At 52.6% G+C, this 16,189-nt stretch carries 11 protein-coding genes, 1 tRNA gene and 1 pseudogene; 6 read left to right on the forward strand and 7 right to left on the reverse strand.

The features are described 5' to 3' along the window. The first annotated feature begins 206 nt into the window (after positions 1-206). The 4 genes and pseudogenes from BDD14_RS13680 (at position 207) to BDD14_RS35025 (ending at position 1,452) form a co-directional block, all read left to right on the forward strand. Positions 207-283: transfer RNA gene (locus BDD14_RS13680), tRNA-Ile, on the forward strand. A gap of 139 nt (positions 284-422) precedes the next feature. Continuing rightward, on the forward strand, positions 423-875 hold the full coding sequence (locus BDD14_RS13685; RefSeq protein ID WP_130419294.1) for a helix-turn-helix domain-containing protein: 453 nt from the start codon (positions 423-425) through the stop codon (positions 873-875). Between the two features lie 69 nt (positions 876-944). After that, positions 945-1,307 (forward strand): annotated as a pseudogene (locus tag BDD14_RS13690) (PIN domain-containing protein); the annotation flags it as partial. Then, positions 1,252-1,452, forward strand: a complete 201-nt coding sequence (locus BDD14_RS35025) for a VapC50 family PIN domain-containing toxin (RefSeq protein ID WP_479724008.1) — start codon at positions 1,252-1,254, stop codon at positions 1,450-1,452. The pseudogene BDD14_RS13690 and the gene BDD14_RS35025, both read left to right, overlap by 56 nt. Before the next feature lie 548 nt (positions 1,453-2,000). Here the strand turns inward: BDD14_RS35025 and BDD14_RS13695 are convergent. Continuing rightward, entirely contained in the window at positions 2,001-2,222 is a 222-nt protein-coding gene (locus BDD14_RS13695; protein ID WP_165420074.1) for a hypothetical protein, read from the reverse strand. 362 nt (positions 2,223-2,584) lie between these two features. Here BDD14_RS13695 and BDD14_RS13700 point away from each other — a divergent pair, with 362 nt between their 5' ends. Together BDD14_RS13700 and BDD14_RS13710 are read left to right on the forward strand one after the other, a co-directional pair. Further along, positions 2,585-4,018 carry a glycosyl hydrolase family 28-related protein gene (locus BDD14_RS13700; protein ID WP_165420075.1) on the forward strand — a complete coding sequence of 478 codons (1,434 nt, stop codon included), beginning with the start codon at positions 2,585-2,587 and terminating at the stop codon, positions 4,016-4,018. Between the two features lie 848 nt (positions 4,019-4,866). Beyond that, a complete protein-coding gene (locus BDD14_RS13710; RefSeq protein WP_165420076.1) occupies positions 4,867-7,908 on the forward strand; it encodes a beta strand repeat-containing protein in 3,042 nt (1,013 codons plus the stop codon). Between the two features lie 734 nt (positions 7,909-8,642). Here BDD14_RS13710 and BDD14_RS13720 read toward each other — a convergent pair. The 6 genes from BDD14_RS13720 to BDD14_RS13750 form a co-directional block, all read right to left on the reverse strand. After that, the gene (locus tag BDD14_RS13720; RefSeq protein WP_242617935.1) at positions 8,643-9,422 is read right to left on the reverse strand and encodes a class I SAM-dependent methyltransferase; all 780 of its coding nucleotides are present in this window, start codon (positions 9,420-9,422) and stop codon (positions 8,643-8,645) included. Positions 9,423-9,611: 189 nt separating this feature from the next. Further along, a complete protein-coding gene (locus BDD14_RS13725) occupies positions 9,612-10,604 on the reverse strand; it encodes an NAD-dependent epimerase/dehydratase family protein (protein WP_130419299.1) in 993 nt (330 codons plus the stop codon). Positions 10,605-10,840: 236 nt separating this feature from the next. Next, a complete protein-coding gene (locus tag BDD14_RS13730; RefSeq protein WP_130419300.1) occupies positions 10,841-12,058 on the reverse strand; it encodes an O-antigen ligase family protein in 1,218 nt (405 codons plus the stop codon). Positions 12,059-12,537: 479 nt separating this feature from the next. After that, a complete protein-coding gene (locus BDD14_RS13740) occupies positions 12,538-13,476 on the reverse strand; it encodes a WecB/TagA/CpsF family glycosyltransferase (RefSeq protein ID WP_130419301.1) in 939 nt (312 codons plus the stop codon). A gap of 17 nt (positions 13,477-13,493) precedes the next feature. Then, positions 13,494-14,957 (reverse strand): exopolysaccharide biosynthesis polyprenyl glycosylphosphotransferase, encoded by a 1,464-nt coding sequence (locus BDD14_RS13745; protein ID WP_130419302.1) that lies wholly within the window; start codon positions 14,955-14,957, stop codon positions 13,494-13,496. Further along, positions 14,944-16,188, reverse strand: a complete 1,245-nt coding sequence (locus BDD14_RS13750; RefSeq protein ID WP_130419303.1) for a glycosyltransferase family 4 protein — start codon at positions 16,186-16,188, stop codon at positions 14,944-14,946. Before BDD14_RS13750 ends, BDD14_RS13745 begins: the two co-directional genes overlap by 14 nt. Between the last annotated feature and the right edge of the window lies 1 nt (position 16,189).

A 16,189-nucleotide genomic window follows, 5' to 3' on the forward strand; every position in this document is an offset into this window, starting at 1 on the left:
TCATCAGCTTTTCCCTGTTTCGATAATTGCTCTAAATTACGGTCGCTTAGCTACTTAGGGCTACACTCAATTACGCCAGTATTTCTTTTATTTTCATAGACTTACATCGTTTAGTCAAAACTCATAATCCCTGAATTGCGCTCAACTCCCGTTGAGTACGGTCCATTACTCTAAACTTCCGCGAAGCATTGCCGGAGATTCACTAAGGGCCCATAGCTCAATTGGTTAGAGCAGAGTGCTCATAACGCTTTGGTTCCAGGTTCAAGTCCTGGCGGGCCCTCCAGCTTCTCTAGAACACGGAGGTGCTCGTACGGTACAGTGTCGAATCCCCTCGCGTGCACTATACTGCATAGTGCGTTTTCGAATACTTCGCTTGCTTTCGTTTGCTTCGAATATACGTACAATGAAAGCAGAGGTGAACCATGTCTCCTACCGCTGTCCTCACGCCCGAGATTCCTTCAGAAGCCGAAGCTGTGCTCGCCAAGCAGACCAAGGAGATCCTCGCCCCGCGCATAGGAAAGAATGCGTCGCTCGATCTGCGCGCTATGAATTTCGCATCGGAGCCAACGGTGAAAATACCAGCTTCAGCGGCGCGTCTTCTGGTCCAGATCCTGGATGAAATGAGCCGTGGCAACGCTGTCAAAATCGTGCCGGTTCATGCGGAACTTACGACACAGGAGGCAGCGGACCTGCTGAACGTATCGCGTCCAACTCTGATCCAGATGCTTGACCAAGGGCATATCCCGTTCCGAAAGGTGGGAACGCATCGGCGCATCTCATTTGCGAAGGCTATGGAGTACAAGAGAAAGCTCGAATCAGACCGAAAGGCCGCACTCGCCGAATTGGTGGCCTACGATCAGGAGATCGGCCTCTGATCCATGCCGCCATTCACTGCCTTTCTTGATGCCAACATTCTCTATCCCGCCGAACTCCGGAGCTTTTTGATGTTCCTGGCAGTGCCGGGGATCTTTCGCGCCCGATGGTCTGACGATGTTCATGAGGAGTGGATCTCGAACCTGCTCGAGAGGCGTCCGGACCTAACTAGAAGTCAGCTCGAACGCACACGGCAACTGATGGACAAGCACGCTCCCGATGCCCTAGTTACCGGATACCGGCAATTAGTGTCGGCTCTGAATCTACCCGACCCCGATGACCGACATGTCCTGGCTGCTGTCGTCCGCGGCGGTGCTAGCGTGATTGTCACCAACAATACCAAGGACTTTCCTGCCGAGGCGCTTGAGGAGTTCGAGATTGAAGCGCAAACTCCAGACGAGTTCATTCACCACCTTATCGACTTGTACCCCGGCGAGATACTACAAGCCGCCGAGACCCATCGAGCGAGTCTTTCGCAATCCGCCGAAGACTCGCGAAGAATACTTAAGCACACTCGAAAGACAGGGGCTGATTGAATCTGTGAAGGCGCTTAGGGCTGTTTGGACTGCAGAGGCGTAAGTCGCCTTAAGCTCATCAGGGGAAGCGCTCGGAAATCTAGAAAGCTCCCTCAAGAATTGCGCGGAATCATTGCCGCTAATAGGGGCTCGCAGCGCGCAACGCCAGAAGTAAGCTCGCTTTGATCGAAGAACCCTCATCTAACCAGATTTCGCGAACAAAGGGAGGGAGCCTCTCTGGATCTCGTTGGGGTAGGTCTTGTCCAAAACGTAGGACACATGGACACTATTGAGATCTATCAGCCAGCGACTGATGGGGGAATCAGAAAGGCATGTTTTCACAATATTGGTTGATGATCATATTAGCGGTCGCGCGGCTTCGATCACGCTCATCAGTCACGGACGGCATTATCGCGCAGAGTTCGTGGTATAACCCATTGAGAAGTGAGGTATCTCGTGACTGCATAATCTCACACCTTATGCGGTTCATTCGTGCCTTGAGTAGCTACACACGTCAGCTGTTTCGCTTAAACAGAACTGCCCTAAATTACCCTCCCTCGGCTACTTAGGATTACGCCCGATTGCGGTCACATTTCTTGTATTATCATAGACTTACAGGGATATCCGGAAAGTCATTTGAACCAGGGCGTCGAGCTTAGCCGTTGCCGCCTTGCTTTTCTTCAAGCGCTTGAGTTCATCTTCGAGGTCAACCACAACCGCCTTTATTTCAGCTACTTCATCCAGCAAGGGTTGCATTTTCTTGCGAGGCCGCGACACGGCGGGTAGCAAAATCGATCGACCACGAGTAACGGCTGTCACCTTCTGGCGTTCCACATTGTTTGAGCATTCGGGCGTAGCTAGACGCGGAGCTAATTTTCGGAATCGTTGAGTCCGATCGGAGTTGATTACCGTTCGTGAGCGCTAAATACACTCGCGTTTTGCGTTCCGCCAAGTCCCACCTTGGCGTGCCCGGCCAGCTTAGAAGAAAATAACGCTAAAGTCATTGCGCAGACGTGAATATCAAGCATCGCAGTCTTTGCGGTGACACTCATGCGTACAAATGACTGGCGTTCATGTGGATGCTCTCCGACAATACACGCCCTATCCCCTATATCCAATCAAGCCACCCTTATCTTCGTTTGGCACAGATGTCCATAAAATGGTCTTACTACGCGCCGAGTACGGAGAGGAGACTCATGAACTCTGGGACCAACCGGAAAGATTTCTGCAAACAGTTAGCATTGTCTTCACTTGCCGTGATAGGACATTCCATGCCCAAGCCGCCCGCCGCTCACGGCAGCGACAATCAAATCAACTGGGCTGGTTCCGTATCTCTCGCTGAACAATCTTTCGTTAGATCAAACTCAATTCCCAATCAAAATCTAGTGATAAGCGTCAAAGATTATGGCGCAAAGGGTGACGGTATTACCGATGATACGGAACATATCCAACTCGCCATGCAGTCTAATGCTCTCATCTTTTTCCCGTCCGGAAATTATCTCGTATCGAAGACGATTTACTTGCAGTCTCTCAAAAACGTTCATATTTGGGCAACTGGTGCGATTCTTACCAACACGACTCTAACCAAACATTTCTTCCAGATCGATCAATGTGAATTCGTGACAATTACTGGAGGCAAATACACGCGATCCGGTGTTCCCAGTGCTTCTTGGCCTACCGATCGACATTGTTTTTATTTCCTCAATTGCATGGACGTCGTTGTTCAGAATATTTTCATCGACGGCTCTCCGGGTATGGGGATTTGTATCGCGAATGGCATCAACGTCAAAATAGTCGATAACATCATCAAGAACACGACACGCGATGGCGTCTATAGCCACTATTCAGTAAATGTTCTTTACAGCGGAAACTATCTGGAGAACATCACGGACGACGCTCTAAGCATGCATGATTATGGATTCAACGCCGCCAAACATCGTATCCAAGCCCTTGGGTATTCACAGGCTGGTAACAGTATTATCGCCAACAACAGAATCAAAAATACAATGCGCGGGATAGCATCGATCGGTTTGCAGTCGCTGATAATCACAGGCAATGTAATCGAACACGTTGTCAATTGTGGCATTGAGGTATTCAACACCCTTGAAAGTTTTGAAGGACCCGATGCACAGGTCCAGGATGTCGTGATCTCCGACAATCTCGTTTCCTACGCATGCCTTAAGAGCCACAAAATCCTCGGGAAATTGCAAGGGGATAACAACCAAGGCGGGGCAGGAAAGGCCGCGATTACCGTAGGCTCTTTTGGAGCAGACTATCAATATGAAGTTGAAAACAAACGGCTCTCAAATATCTCCTTAACAGGAAATATGGTCAACCATTCGGCCGCCGATGCCTACTTTCTCAATAATATTGACGGCTTGGTCTTTAATAACAATACGGCGCGAAATTGCAACACTTCCCCGTTTCCGCCGTACACCGGCTATATCGTTGAGTGCTGGTCTTGTACTGACCTTTGCGGCTTCAACAATAACGTGATCGACAGCAATTCGCCTTCAAACGCCATCGCTGGATATCGAGTGCGAAATACAACTGGATCCATAGGTGGCTGGATGGGGTCGAAGTATGTTGTATATCCCGGCTCTACAACAACACCCAAGGTTCTGTATTGAAGTTAGAAAGTGCTGCGTCCGGACATATGAGGCTCACCCGCTCAATCGGACGGTAAACTAACCGAACAATTTCCAAACATCCCAAACAAGGTAATTCCGCGAATCACCTTGTTTGGTGTGATGAGCCTCATTAGCTTGGCGCTATGGGCATCGGCGCTGGCATTCGGATATCTCTGTACGGCTGTCGGCTCAAGGTGTCCAGGACGTCGTAAACGCTTTGCGCGGGTGCGCCAAGAGGCGAGGACGACGGGTGTTGAAACCTCTGCCATCTTCGTCGCATTCGCGGTTGGTTTCTTAGTGACTACCGTGCTGACGTTGGTATTACTCCTCGGTTCTGCATATTGGGATGTCGTAAGGAGTACCGTTCAGTTGTGGAAAGCCTCAAATTTATGCCTAAGCGAAATGGCCCCTGCAAGGCCCAAGCAGATAAGCTACAAAAAAACCGTCGCTCCAGTAAGAGCGGATCCCCAAGGGGAAAATCTGCTTAGTCTGCTGACTCCACCGCACGTAGTCGAGTCATCGGCGCCACACGCTTCTCCAATGCGAAGACGGGTGCTACGCCATAGGTAATCACGAAGCTTATGGCAATAAGCGACTCCGCAATGCTGAAGGTCATATCTTGTGCCGAGACAAGCTCACAAGCCAAGGCGATAGGTGGAGAGAGCGTTCGTCCACGGGAAAAGGTTATCGGTAACTATCGGAGTGGGCTCAATTTAGCTGGTCGAACTAGGTGCCTCGTGATATTGCTAAAGTGCCTTTACAAAAGTATCCGAGGGTTATCCATGACAAATAGCAAGACTTGTTTTTCTTTCTGCCGTCGAAACTCCATATGCTTTTTAAACATTTTGTTGGCGATCGTCATTACCGCAGTCTTAGGATCAGTCCTCGGTTGCGCTAGTAGTGGAGCGAGCAGCACATCCCAAGCCACATCCCCCGCCAAAGTCGTCTATCCCCAGACGACGATCACAGCAGCGGTAGGACAAGCGATCACAGCCGACACCCCAACTGTTACGGGAACGGCTACATCCTATGCCGTCAGTCCGGCGCTTCCCGCAGGCTTGAGCCTGAACACTTCCACAGGAGCAATCTCCGGAACCCCAACCGCCGTCGCTACTCAGGCAACTTACACCATCACCGCGAGTAACTCGGCCGGATCCACCTCCGCGACTATCCAGGTTACCGTCAACTCTGCAGTTGTACCTCCTTCCAACCTTGTCTATCCCCAGACGACGATCACAGCAGCGGTAGGACAAGCGATCACAGCCGACACCCCAACTGTTACGGGAACGGCTACATCCTATGCCGTCAGTCCGGCGCTTCCCGCAGGCTTGAGCCTGAACACTTCCACAGGAGCAATCTCCGGCATGCCAACCGCCGCCGCTGCCCAGGCAACTTACACCATCACCGCGAGTAACTCGGCCGGATCCACCTCCGCGACTATCCAGATTACAGTCAGCTCTGCAGTTGTACCTCCTTCCAGCCTGGTCTATCCCCAGACGACGATCACAGCAACGGTAGGACAAGCGATCACAGCCGACACCCCCACTCTTACGGGAACGGTTACATCCTATGCCGTCAGTCCGGCGCTTCCCGCCGGCTTGAGCCTGAGCACTTCCACAGGAGTAATCTCCGGAACGCCCACTACTATTGCTGTCCAGGCGCCTTATACCGTCACCGCGAGTAACTCGGCCGGATCTACCTCAACGACTATCCAGATCGCCGTGAACGCGGCACTCGCCCTCCCTTCTAATCTGACCTATCCCCAGACGACGATTATTGCGACGGTTGGGCAGGCAATTATCTCTGACATTCCCGGCGTTACGGGAACAGTGACGTCCTATGCTGCCACTCCGGCACTTCCCGCAGGCTTGAGCCTGAGCAGTTCCACGGGCGCCATCTCTGGAACGCCTACTGCCGTTACTGCTCAAGCAGCCTATACGGTTACCGCATCAAACTCGGCGGGAAGCACGACGGCAGTTGTGACGATAGCGGTAAACAAAGCCTTGGCGACTCTGCTCGACCTGGGTCACTCTGCTCAAATCAAACTGCTGCGAACCACGACAACTCGTGTCCTCAGTCAGGACAACTCTGGTCACTGGGCACTGTGGGACTACACTTCGGGTACGGAACTTGCCAGTGGCGATCAATATTTCCCCGGCCCCTCTGGGGCCCATACCTACCCATTTTACTGGCCAGTAGACATGGCTGGACAGACTGTCGCAATCGGACAGACAAATGGGTTAGAGGTTCGTTCCTCATCCGACGGTCATCTTCTCTCCACCATCATCTCCCCCGCAATGATCGACCCAACTGATTCCACTGTGGGAAATGCCTGGTGGAAGTTGGCTTCGGATGGCAGCTACATATGCGCTGGCTCCCAGGCAGGTCTCTCCGTCTGGGCACCCACCGGCCAACTCCTCGTCTCCCGTCAAGGAGACTACTCCGCCGCGAATACCTTTGCCGCGCCGGGCGAAGTGCGTGTTGCAGATGGGGCTGCGGGCGAGAACGTCGTCGAGACTATCTCAACTTCAACCGGAACATCTTCTATCGGTCCGGCATTCTCCGGGCAGTTCAACTCCTGGTTCCTCGATGGAGAGCGCTTCCTGACAAACACGGGCACCGCCGTCTGGACATATTCGAAATCCAGCGTCCAAGAGGCTATCGTTTCGTTCCCAACGGTCGAAAACCTGACCGGACAAGGAAACTGGGTTTGGACCTACGCGTCAAACACCACCGGATCTCCGTTGGCAATCTATCCGGTCGGCGGAAACTCTCCTGCTGCAACCTACAACCTGAGCGCTTCCGCCGCAGTCATCCCTTCAGGAACGACCATCGGTGTGCTTTCTTACGGAACTGCGGCGAGTAGCGTGATCGATCTGTCGGGTTCGACGCTGTCGAAGGCAGACTACACTCTACCCGTCGCGTTTCTGTCCGCGTATGCTGCAACCTCTACCTCTCAGTGGCTTGCGGGAAATACTCATGGAGTTGTCCTCGACGGATCAAGCTTGTCGACTACACCTCGCTACCTTGGACTGGGTATAGCCTGGAGCATCTCCGGTGCTGCAGGTAGGGCGGCAGTCGCCACCGCGAGCGGCAAAATCCTCTACTTCGATCCGGCCCTGAGCACGCCACAGGGAGCCATCAGCTTCTCGAGTTCGAAGATAGTGCTCTCATCGGACGGGACCGTGCTTGCCTCCGCGGCCAATGCAACCGATGCCCAATATGAGACCGATCGAACTCTCAACTTCTACTCACTTCCGGCAAATACCCTAACCACTAGCATCCCCTACCAGTTTTTGCAGGGCACGCCGAATCTGTATGATTTCTCTCTCTCCAGTTCCGGCACGATGCTCGGTCAAGTTCTGGGAACATACAACGGGACAACATCAACCTATGTTCGGCAGGTCGCGCCGGTCAGCGGCGGACCCACAGTATGGTCGGATAACCCACCCGATCCCAACAATGCAATCCAACTCTCGCCGGACGGTACCCTGATCGCCGTCTCAAGTGGCTCCGGTAGCTCAACTTCCGGTACGAACATCTTAAAAAACGGTCTGTTAGTCACGGCGGTTCCAGGTTGGGTAGTCGGCTGGATCGACGACAATCGAGTCCTCGTAAACAACTATGCAGCCTATACCAACGCCTATTCGAACTCTGCAATCTATGACGCCACAGGCACGAAACTTGCCACCACAACCCTCCCGGAGCTGCTGCGAATTCAGCCGGTTACATCTGATCAGGTCTACTCTCCGGACCGCAACGCGATCTACTCTCTATCCACCGGGTTATCGACATGGACAGCAGCCGATAAATCGACAGGGATTGGAGCCGTGGCAGGCAGTTATGTGGTATTCGCCTCAGGGAGCCGAGTGTTGGTAGATAGCTTTTGATCCCGTGAAAGCCATTATTGACTACTGCTCGAACAAAAGCTGCTCCAACCATCAAAAGGGAACTGCCTGGAGAGTCAACCCTCCCAGGCGGTTCGCTTCATCAACGCAGCATGGTTGAAATCCATAACGCTTCTTACTTCTTCTCATCCGCCAACAAAGCACCAGCAGCCCAAAGCACCGGAGCTTGCCCATGGAAGTCTCCGTTCCGCCGCTTGCGGGCATAGTAGTAAGCGACATCATCCTTCTTCCTGGTACCTGCGCATAATCCATATGCACCGAAAGCGTAACCCGCAGCGCACAAGGTCCACTCCGCGCATCTGGCCTTCACATTACTGTCCGAGCCGAAAATGGGCATAGGTCGCAGCGTCCAACATCATTTCAGCTTTGCGGAAGCGATTGGCGAGCGCCCTATATGTCTTCCAGTGCATCCCCTTGGGCCTAGGTGGAAGACCATCAGATACGGCTCCGGACCCGCCGAGTCGAACATGTAGCGTGTCTTTGCTACCCCACTTCCGCCCACTGCCCCAGCCGCCCATGAACAACTCACTGTGAGATTTTCCGAAATCATTCTAGGCACGCCAGCGAAGCCCTGTTTTCGTCGACTGCGATTCGAAGCTGCTGAAACGAGACTCATCAGGTATTAGCTTTACACTCCGAATCGGATGGAAGTTGGGGGAGGCACGACTGATGTAAGGGTACCTGTCGTTTGCCTCGCCGGATTGCGTCAAGCAAAATTACGGCTCTTTCACCACGCAGTATTGTTTGCCGACATAACCGGACGTGGGCGCCTGTGGTAAATAAACAAGTTTGCCGTTGAAATCCTTTGCCGCCGTGTTCGTGAATTGAATATCCGCCACTCTGGCAGAGCCGAGTGCGCGTCGGACAGCGCGTTCGGGCAGACAGTGCATTTGCATATGACGCTGCCCAAGACCCAGTGCATCTTGAATTCTGGAACGGATACGAAGGATGTGGCGGACTCGAATCATTTGTGATGAGATATCCGGCGCCGCGAAAGAATCTTGAACTCCGAACACGAGTACACCACCCGGCGCGAGCACTCTTACGAAGTCGCGGAGATACGGCTCCGAAAAGCCCCGAGGCACATGCTGGAGAACGATATTGCTGTAGATGAATGAGAAGCTTTCCTCAGCGAATGGCAGCCGTACGTCGGAGTGAACCACATACTGGCAGTGTGCGTATTGGTTGAAAGAGTCTGCTTTTTCGATCATCCGCCGCGAGATATCCATGCCTACACAAGAGGCAAAACGTCGCCCCAGAGCCTGCGTTAGGCGGCCAACACCGCACCCAAAATCCAACGCCGCACAGTCGAAATTGGGAACGCAGCCGATGCCAGCCAGATGGCTCATGACGATCCCAATTTCGGCTTCTCCGGTGGCCATGAACTCCGAGTTATCCCACCTGCCATCGCCTCTGGAGGGATCGGTGAGAATGGCGCCGAACGCATCGCGCTCGGCGAGAGATTCCCAATCGTTCTTGAGCTTGTCGAGATTCATCAGTTTCCAGTCACAATTCTCACTGATAGTGCCGTCCTTGGTCTATTTCGGAAATCAAACCTTGCGCCTCATCAAATTCCTCCGGACCTGCAGCTCGTTGGAGTTTTACGGCCCATCCGAGATGGATTTTCGGCGAACATGATGCCAGTTACACTTGGATCTAAGCGACTGAGTGAGTCGCATTTAGATTCAAATTGCGCCATCACTCAAGGCAATCTGGCTCTCGATCCAGCGATAGGTTTTCTCTATACCGTCACGGAGTCGAATCGACGGCTCCCATCGCAATCGATCGAGGATCATCGTATTGTCGCTGTTGCGGCCATTTACTCCTTTCGGAGCCTTCAAATCATATGTTCTCTTGAGCCGGATGCCCGCTATCTCCTCAACAATATCCACCAGTTGATTAATGCAAACCATCTCGCTGGAGCCAAGATTAATGGGTTCGTCGATATTGCTGTTCATGATCATTTGGGTCCCTTGAACACAGTCATCGATAAACATGAAGCTGCGCGTCTGATGTCCATCTCCCCAAATATTGATCTCATGACGTCCGGACCTCTTGGCTTCTATGATCTTGCGGCAGATGGCAGCAGGCACTTTCTCCCGTCCCCCTCTCCACGTACCGTATGGCCCATAGACATTGTGGTATCGCGCAATGCGACAAGTCAGGCCGAAGTCCTCCTCGAAATTCTGGCACATCCTTTCACTGAATAGCTTCTCCCATCCGTATCCATTTTCAGGCATGGCGGGATAGGCATCACACTCCTTGAGAGCAACTACGTCCGGTCGGGTCTGACGGGTCTCGTTGTAGACGCATGCAGATGACGCGTAGAAGAGCCTCTTAACACCAGTTTCGCAGGCTGCTAACAGCATATTCGTGTTTGTGAGCACGTTGAGCATACAAAGAGCCTTGTTTTTCTCAATAAACCCCATGCCCCCCATGTCTGCGGCAAGTTGATAGACGTGGTCTGCTCCTTCCGTTGCCGTCAGACAATGCTCTTTTTCTTTGAGGTCGAGGGAGAGATTCTCAACACCATCCGCTATCTGGTGCCACTCTTCCATTCGCTTGATATCGATAGCTCGGATGACTCGAATGCCCTGGGCAATTAGGCTTTTTACAAGATGACCTCCGATAAACCCGCCTGCCCCGCAAACAACTGCCGTTGGTGACGCGATATCCAATCCGCAACTCCTTTCCCTTTTGCTATCGAGAAACACTCAGGTGAGTTCATCGGCAAGTCCTTCTTCAACCGGCACGCCGCTAATCATCGCCCTAAGAGGCAATCTATGAGTGCACGGACAGAAAGTTGTCAGAACACTGTCAATTTGTTGTCGCAGAACTGAGAGCACTTCTCGTTTGCGCGTTCCGCTCGTCCGCGGAAAAACAGGCTGAACGCAGAACATCGCAGCATCGGATTTCAATTATGTTTAGGGGAGCCATTAGGACGCTCCAACAAGAGACTGAACATGATAATCGCCCATAGCGGAAGCGATAAGTCATACACCTCCGTATCGGCCAGCCCACGTATCAAGATAAAAAGCAACAAGGCACAGTAGAAGGTTCTTTGTGAACCGGTAGCGAAACGCCGCACATGTAGATAGAAACTTCCGTAAAGGCCCACCATGATGCAGACTCCAGCGGCACCATATAAATAGAACTGCTGGATGATTTCATTGTGGGCATGGCGAGCTTCAAAATCACCGAACGGGGGAATTACCTTCCACACGGAATAAAACCCGTGTCCGACCCATGGCTGCTTCACTGCTTCGCCTAGGATGACTGCCCAAATACCGAGGCGCCCAGACAGAGTCTCCGGGCTATTTCCTGCATTGGAATAGGTATCGAAATACGAAGTCAGAAGTCCCGAAAATACAGTAGTGATCAGAGCGGCAACAAAGATCATCCCAAGCTTTGTTTTCCTGCTCATGGATTTGTCTCTCATGAGCAGGAATCCCTCCGCAACTATGAAAGCAATGATCGTTGTCTTACTGAGACTCCTCAGAAGTGTCACACCGAGCACGATTGCCGCCCCCCCCCACTTCCCTAGCTTCTGTGTCATAAGGTACTGAGCGAAGAAGAAGGCAAATCCGCACAAATATCCAACTTGATTGGTGCCCAGCAATTCCTCGTCGCCAAGCCGAAGGTCCGATTGTGCAGGCATGAGCCATGCGATGAGGGCAATGGCACAAGCGCCCCATACATATCCCTTCATCATGGAATGAATAGACTCTGTCAGGGGCTCCACACGCAGCAGCAACGCCACGATCGCGACGTCGGCCGCCATTGCACACCAGTAGGTGATGGCAGCGACCAAGGATGCTGCACTACTCCACAACAGACTGCAGCCCGAGAAGACCAGAAATAACAGCACCCATCGGATGCTTGGGAGCTTTAACATGCTCCTGAAAGTGCGGTCGCAGGCCCCAAGGGCATAAAAGGCAACGACAATTAGAAGCAGAAAGTTCAGCGCAAGGTTGATCTCAGTTCCTGTCTGTGGATCAGTACCCAGAAGACGCACGGAAAGAAGCATGATAAAAAGCCGGAATGAGAAATATAGCCCGACGATGAAGGACATTCCCGTGTCAGTGGGCAGTGCACCGATCTTCCCGCCGACATAACTATTACTTGAGTTCATCGACGTTTCTCAATTTAAGTGCTTGTACACCTCTAGAACGTTCTGGCTGCCCACAGGGGCAAATAACGCATAAGGATGACGATCGACCACAGTTCATCATCACTCAGCGTTCCTTTGCAGTCGGGCATTCCCGACGGCTAAATTCCGTTGTCCAAGATCCATTTGAGTCTGTCCGTCCGTATAACGTCGCACATCCTCCGAAATCCACCACAGGAATGGTCAGCATCACCCCAGCACACCCTGAACCGCAGAATACGGAACAATGACCACAAAATCTCCTGTCTTGTCGGGTGTGAACTGGAGTCTGCTGAGCCGCCTTTGCTGATCTTCGCATTCAGGTTGAGTTCCCGAAACCGCAGACCCTAATGAACGAGTATTGATGATCCATACGCGGTCGTTTCCCCATATAACAGAGCAATCTGGGGTCCCGCTGATCCTGAAGCATACCTCTTGCATACTCCGGGGACGTGTCGTGTAAGTCATGAGGAAGAGTCGCGGTTGCAATTCGGCTGACACAGACTGGCATCAAAGACGCCCTCTGCGTTCGACTGTGTCGTGGGGCAGGAGCGTTCGACATCTCTAGGATAACGACGCAGCTTCAGCATCTGAAGACTAATGTTCCAGATAAATGCAGGATTGTTGCTGAGATAGCGACGCCACAACCGCCTGGGATCCTGCAGCAATCGATGCAGCCACTGTAGACCAGCGCGCTTAATCCAGTTTGAACAATCGCGGATACGGCCGGTGTGATAATCAAAAGCTGCTCCCACTCCTACCAGCAGAGGCACCTGTAGACGGTCGACATACTGCGCCATAAATCGTTCCTGCTTTGGAGTGCTCATCCCTACCCACAGAATGTGCGGCTTCGAATCGCGCAATTGGGCGAACAATGTCTCTTCCTCCTGCTCGTTAAGCGTTCGGAACGGGGGCGTATACGTTCCTACCACCTGGAGGCCGGGTAGCCTCACCTCCAGCGCTTCTTTCAACTTCTCTGCCACGCCAGGCCGGCCACCATAAAGAAAGTGGCGATACCCCCGATCCAGCGACAGTTCACACATCTTCAACATAAAGTCTGGCCCGAAAACACGATCCATATTGCTAACCCCCTGTACTTGACCGACCCATGTCATGGGCATGCCATCCGGGGTGTTGATTACAGCATGGTTCAGAATTTCCAGAAGTCCGGGGTCCTTCTGGGCTTCCATCACACCATGCACGCCCGTTACGCAAATGTATCCAGCACGTCCGCCCATGACCCATTGATCGGCTAATTCAACGGCTCGGACCATATTCACCGCCGACACCTTTACACCGAGGACGTCGACATGCTCGTGGTCAACGGCAGAGTCTGATATAGGGGCACCACAACCATCGTGCGAATAGAGAATTTGCGAGTTTGATCCATTTGAAATAGACATGGTTTGAGAATGCTCCGTCATACTCCTCCACACATTGAAAAGAACAGTGTGTGGATGAGAATCGCCAGATCCATGCATAGGGTCCGGTTCCTGATGTAGGAGAGATCGTGATGGAGATTCTCGTGGATGGGGAAAGCTCTGTCCTGGCTCAGTTGCCATAGACCGGTGATTCCAGGAGTAACCTGAAGTCTTTGCCGCTGGTACTCGCTATAGCGACGCACAATGAAAGGCATCTCAGGCCTAGGTCCGACCAACGACATTTGCCCAAGGAAGACATTCATCAACTGAGGGAGTTCGTCCAGACTGGTCAGCCTGAGAAACCTGCCGACTCTTGTGATTCTTGGGTCGCTGGATATCTTCGGAGAGCACTCGTACTTTCTTGCTCTGGAAGACATCGAACGAAATTTATACATATTAAAGAGCTTGCCAGCGTGCCCCACTCTCCTCTGCACGAAGAGTGCAGGCCCAGGTGAGGTCAAGCGGATGAGAAGCACAATCACAATGAACGCAGGTGAAAGCACCACTAAGAGGATGGAGGAAGCTGCAATGTCGAGCACCCGTTTGGTGAAAGCATAATTCCAAGCGACATCCGCCGGCTCCTCGTGAATCAGCGATAGCCCACCGATTTCAATCGATTCTCGTGGCCCGCCTTCCGGTACAAGAGGATCTGACAGATGTGCGACAGGGATTCCCACCTGCCGCACTACAGCTCTGAGCTCGTTTCCCTCTTTCAAAGGGAGGTTCGGCACCCCCAGGATTACCAGATCGCACTGGAGCGACTCCAGCAGGCTCGCCGTAATCGAAGCGCACTGCACCGGAATCGTGTGCCCCCCATAGGCAAGCTCTAACCTGCATTCATCGATCGAACCGGGGTCCTCATGGATCACGGCTACGGGACGTAGCCCCAAAAGGGGTGACGATAAGAGTCCCGATGCGATACGCCGCCCTGCTTCACATGCTCCGTAGATAACAACTCGTTCCATAACGGAGTACCTGCTGTGCAGTCTTTGGACTAGGAAAGCGGTCATATACTTCTGGAGCGCCAGCAGAGGGGGCATTAGCAAGAAGCCCATAACAATTGCACTCCGTGGGACCTCCAACTTCAATAGGAAACTGCCCAGCAAAATGAAGAGCAGGGCTTGTAAGGACATCCGAACCGCACCCGCAGTCTCCCAGACCGGATGGAGGTGAGCCCATTTGCTGTCCGTTCCCTTTCGCTGTAACAGAAGTACAGCTAACAGGCCACAAACGACGCTGATCCCTAACAACTGGTGAAACGAATATTGGGCTGAGTCCGTGAAGCGCACTTGCAGTACGGAAACGACAAATATCGATGCGGCACATGTGACAAAATCCGCGACGAGCTCGCAGGCTGTCGTGATCTGCAGAAACAGCTTTCTTGAAATCGCATCCCGACGCTTGCCGGACGCCGCAACTTCATCAGTACTTAATTTCGAAACAAAGGATTCAGATGCGATCACTCTCGCTCACCTTTCCCTGCGATTCGGGGCTGAATCTCTCCGTTATAGCGACTGCCTTTCGGCGCAGTCGCTGAACCGAAGTGGCGTGTGCAGCACTCCCCAAGCTGGACACCGATGACAGGAGTCCACGGTAGAGGTTTGCATATTGAGTTCCTAATACCTCGGAAGAGAATTGTGGAAGAGAGATCTGAGTCATTGGAGGTTCCTGGAGACTGGCAAGAATTGCGTCCGCAAACCTCTCCTCTGCTCCAGGGCCCAATGCGACAAAACGGCAGTGCCCTTTGTCTATCTCTCGAAAAGCAGGAATATCGGAGCAGACAATATGGCATCCTGCGAGCATAGCCTCTGCCACGGGTAGGCCGAAGCCTTCTGTTTCCGATGGAGCGACAAGGACTTTGCAGTGGGTGTAGCACCACTGCAGCACGGGTTCAGGGAGCCCCTGCAGAAAAACCACCCTCTGATCAAGCCGTAGATCAGATACGAGTTGATGAATGCGTGCAGTCTCTGGACCTGTGATGCCAATCACGAACAACTTCATTTCCGGATCAACTGAACCCTCACGAAGCAGCCGATGAAAGACCCGAATGAGAAGTTGAACGTTCTTATTCTTTCGGTGCTGCGAAACAGAGAGCAGGAAAGGCTCACCTTGCCATCCGGGCAGAGGCGAGTATTGTGTATAGCGCTCCTCAGTCTCGACGCAGTTATATATTCGAATGGCCTTTCTCCAGGTGCCCCTCGGGACATACTGCTTCATCCGAAGCACCGTAGTATCGGACACGCATGCGATCGCGTCGACGTTGCGCAAACATTGTTGCAAGATAACGCGATTGAAGATCACCTTTGGAAAGCCGAAGTTTTCCGGGATCTCGTAAGGATAGAGATCATGCAGTGTCAGCACAATGGGACAAGAGATTGCCGATGCATTTACAGGAACCGGATACGACAGGTGAACGACGTCGGGCCGAATCAGAGCAGCCAGCTCTGGCAGCCTGCGGTAGTACCAAAGATTCCGACTCGACAAGCTTTGATCCATCTCGACAACGTGAGTCGTAACACGATCCATCGACGAGAGGCTGGCGGCCTGCACTAGTTCCTGCTGCCAGGGAGCGAGTGCAAAATGCACTGCCGAGATGCTAGATTGCGTAAGAAGACAGCGCACGATATTTAGCGCGTGTCGTTGCACTCCGGAAATGCTGGATGAGAACTGAGCTGCGGTGATCAGCACCTTCATC

The sequence above is a fragment of the Edaphobacter modestus genome, assembly GCF_004217555.1.
Classification (GTDB): Bacteria; Acidobacteriota; Terriglobia; order Terriglobales; family Acidobacteriaceae; genus Edaphobacter; species Edaphobacter modestus.

Coding starts and splice junctions, on each gene's coding strand:
- BDD14_RS13685 (WP_130419294.1), top strand. CDS start 423: ATGTCTCCTACCGCTGTCCTCACGCCCGAGATTCCTTCAGAAGCCGAA.
- BDD14_RS13700 (WP_165420075.1), top strand. CDS start 2,585: ATGAACTCTGGGACCAACCGGAAAGATTTCTGCAAACAGTTAGCATTG.
- BDD14_RS13720 (WP_242617935.1), bottom strand. CDS start 9,422: ATGAATCTCGACAAGCTCAAGAACGATTGGGAATCTCTCGCCGAGCGC.
- BDD14_RS13730 (WP_130419300.1), bottom strand. CDS start 12,058: ATGAACTCAAGTAATAGTTATGTCGGCGGGAAGATCGGTGCACTGCCC.
- BDD14_RS13740 (WP_130419301.1), bottom strand. CDS start 13,476: ATGTCTATTTCAAATGGATCAAACTCGCAAATTCTCTATTCGCACGAT.
- BDD14_RS13750 (WP_130419303.1), bottom strand. CDS start 16,188: ATGAAGGTGCTGATCACCGCAGCTCAGTTCTCATCCAGCATTTCCGGA.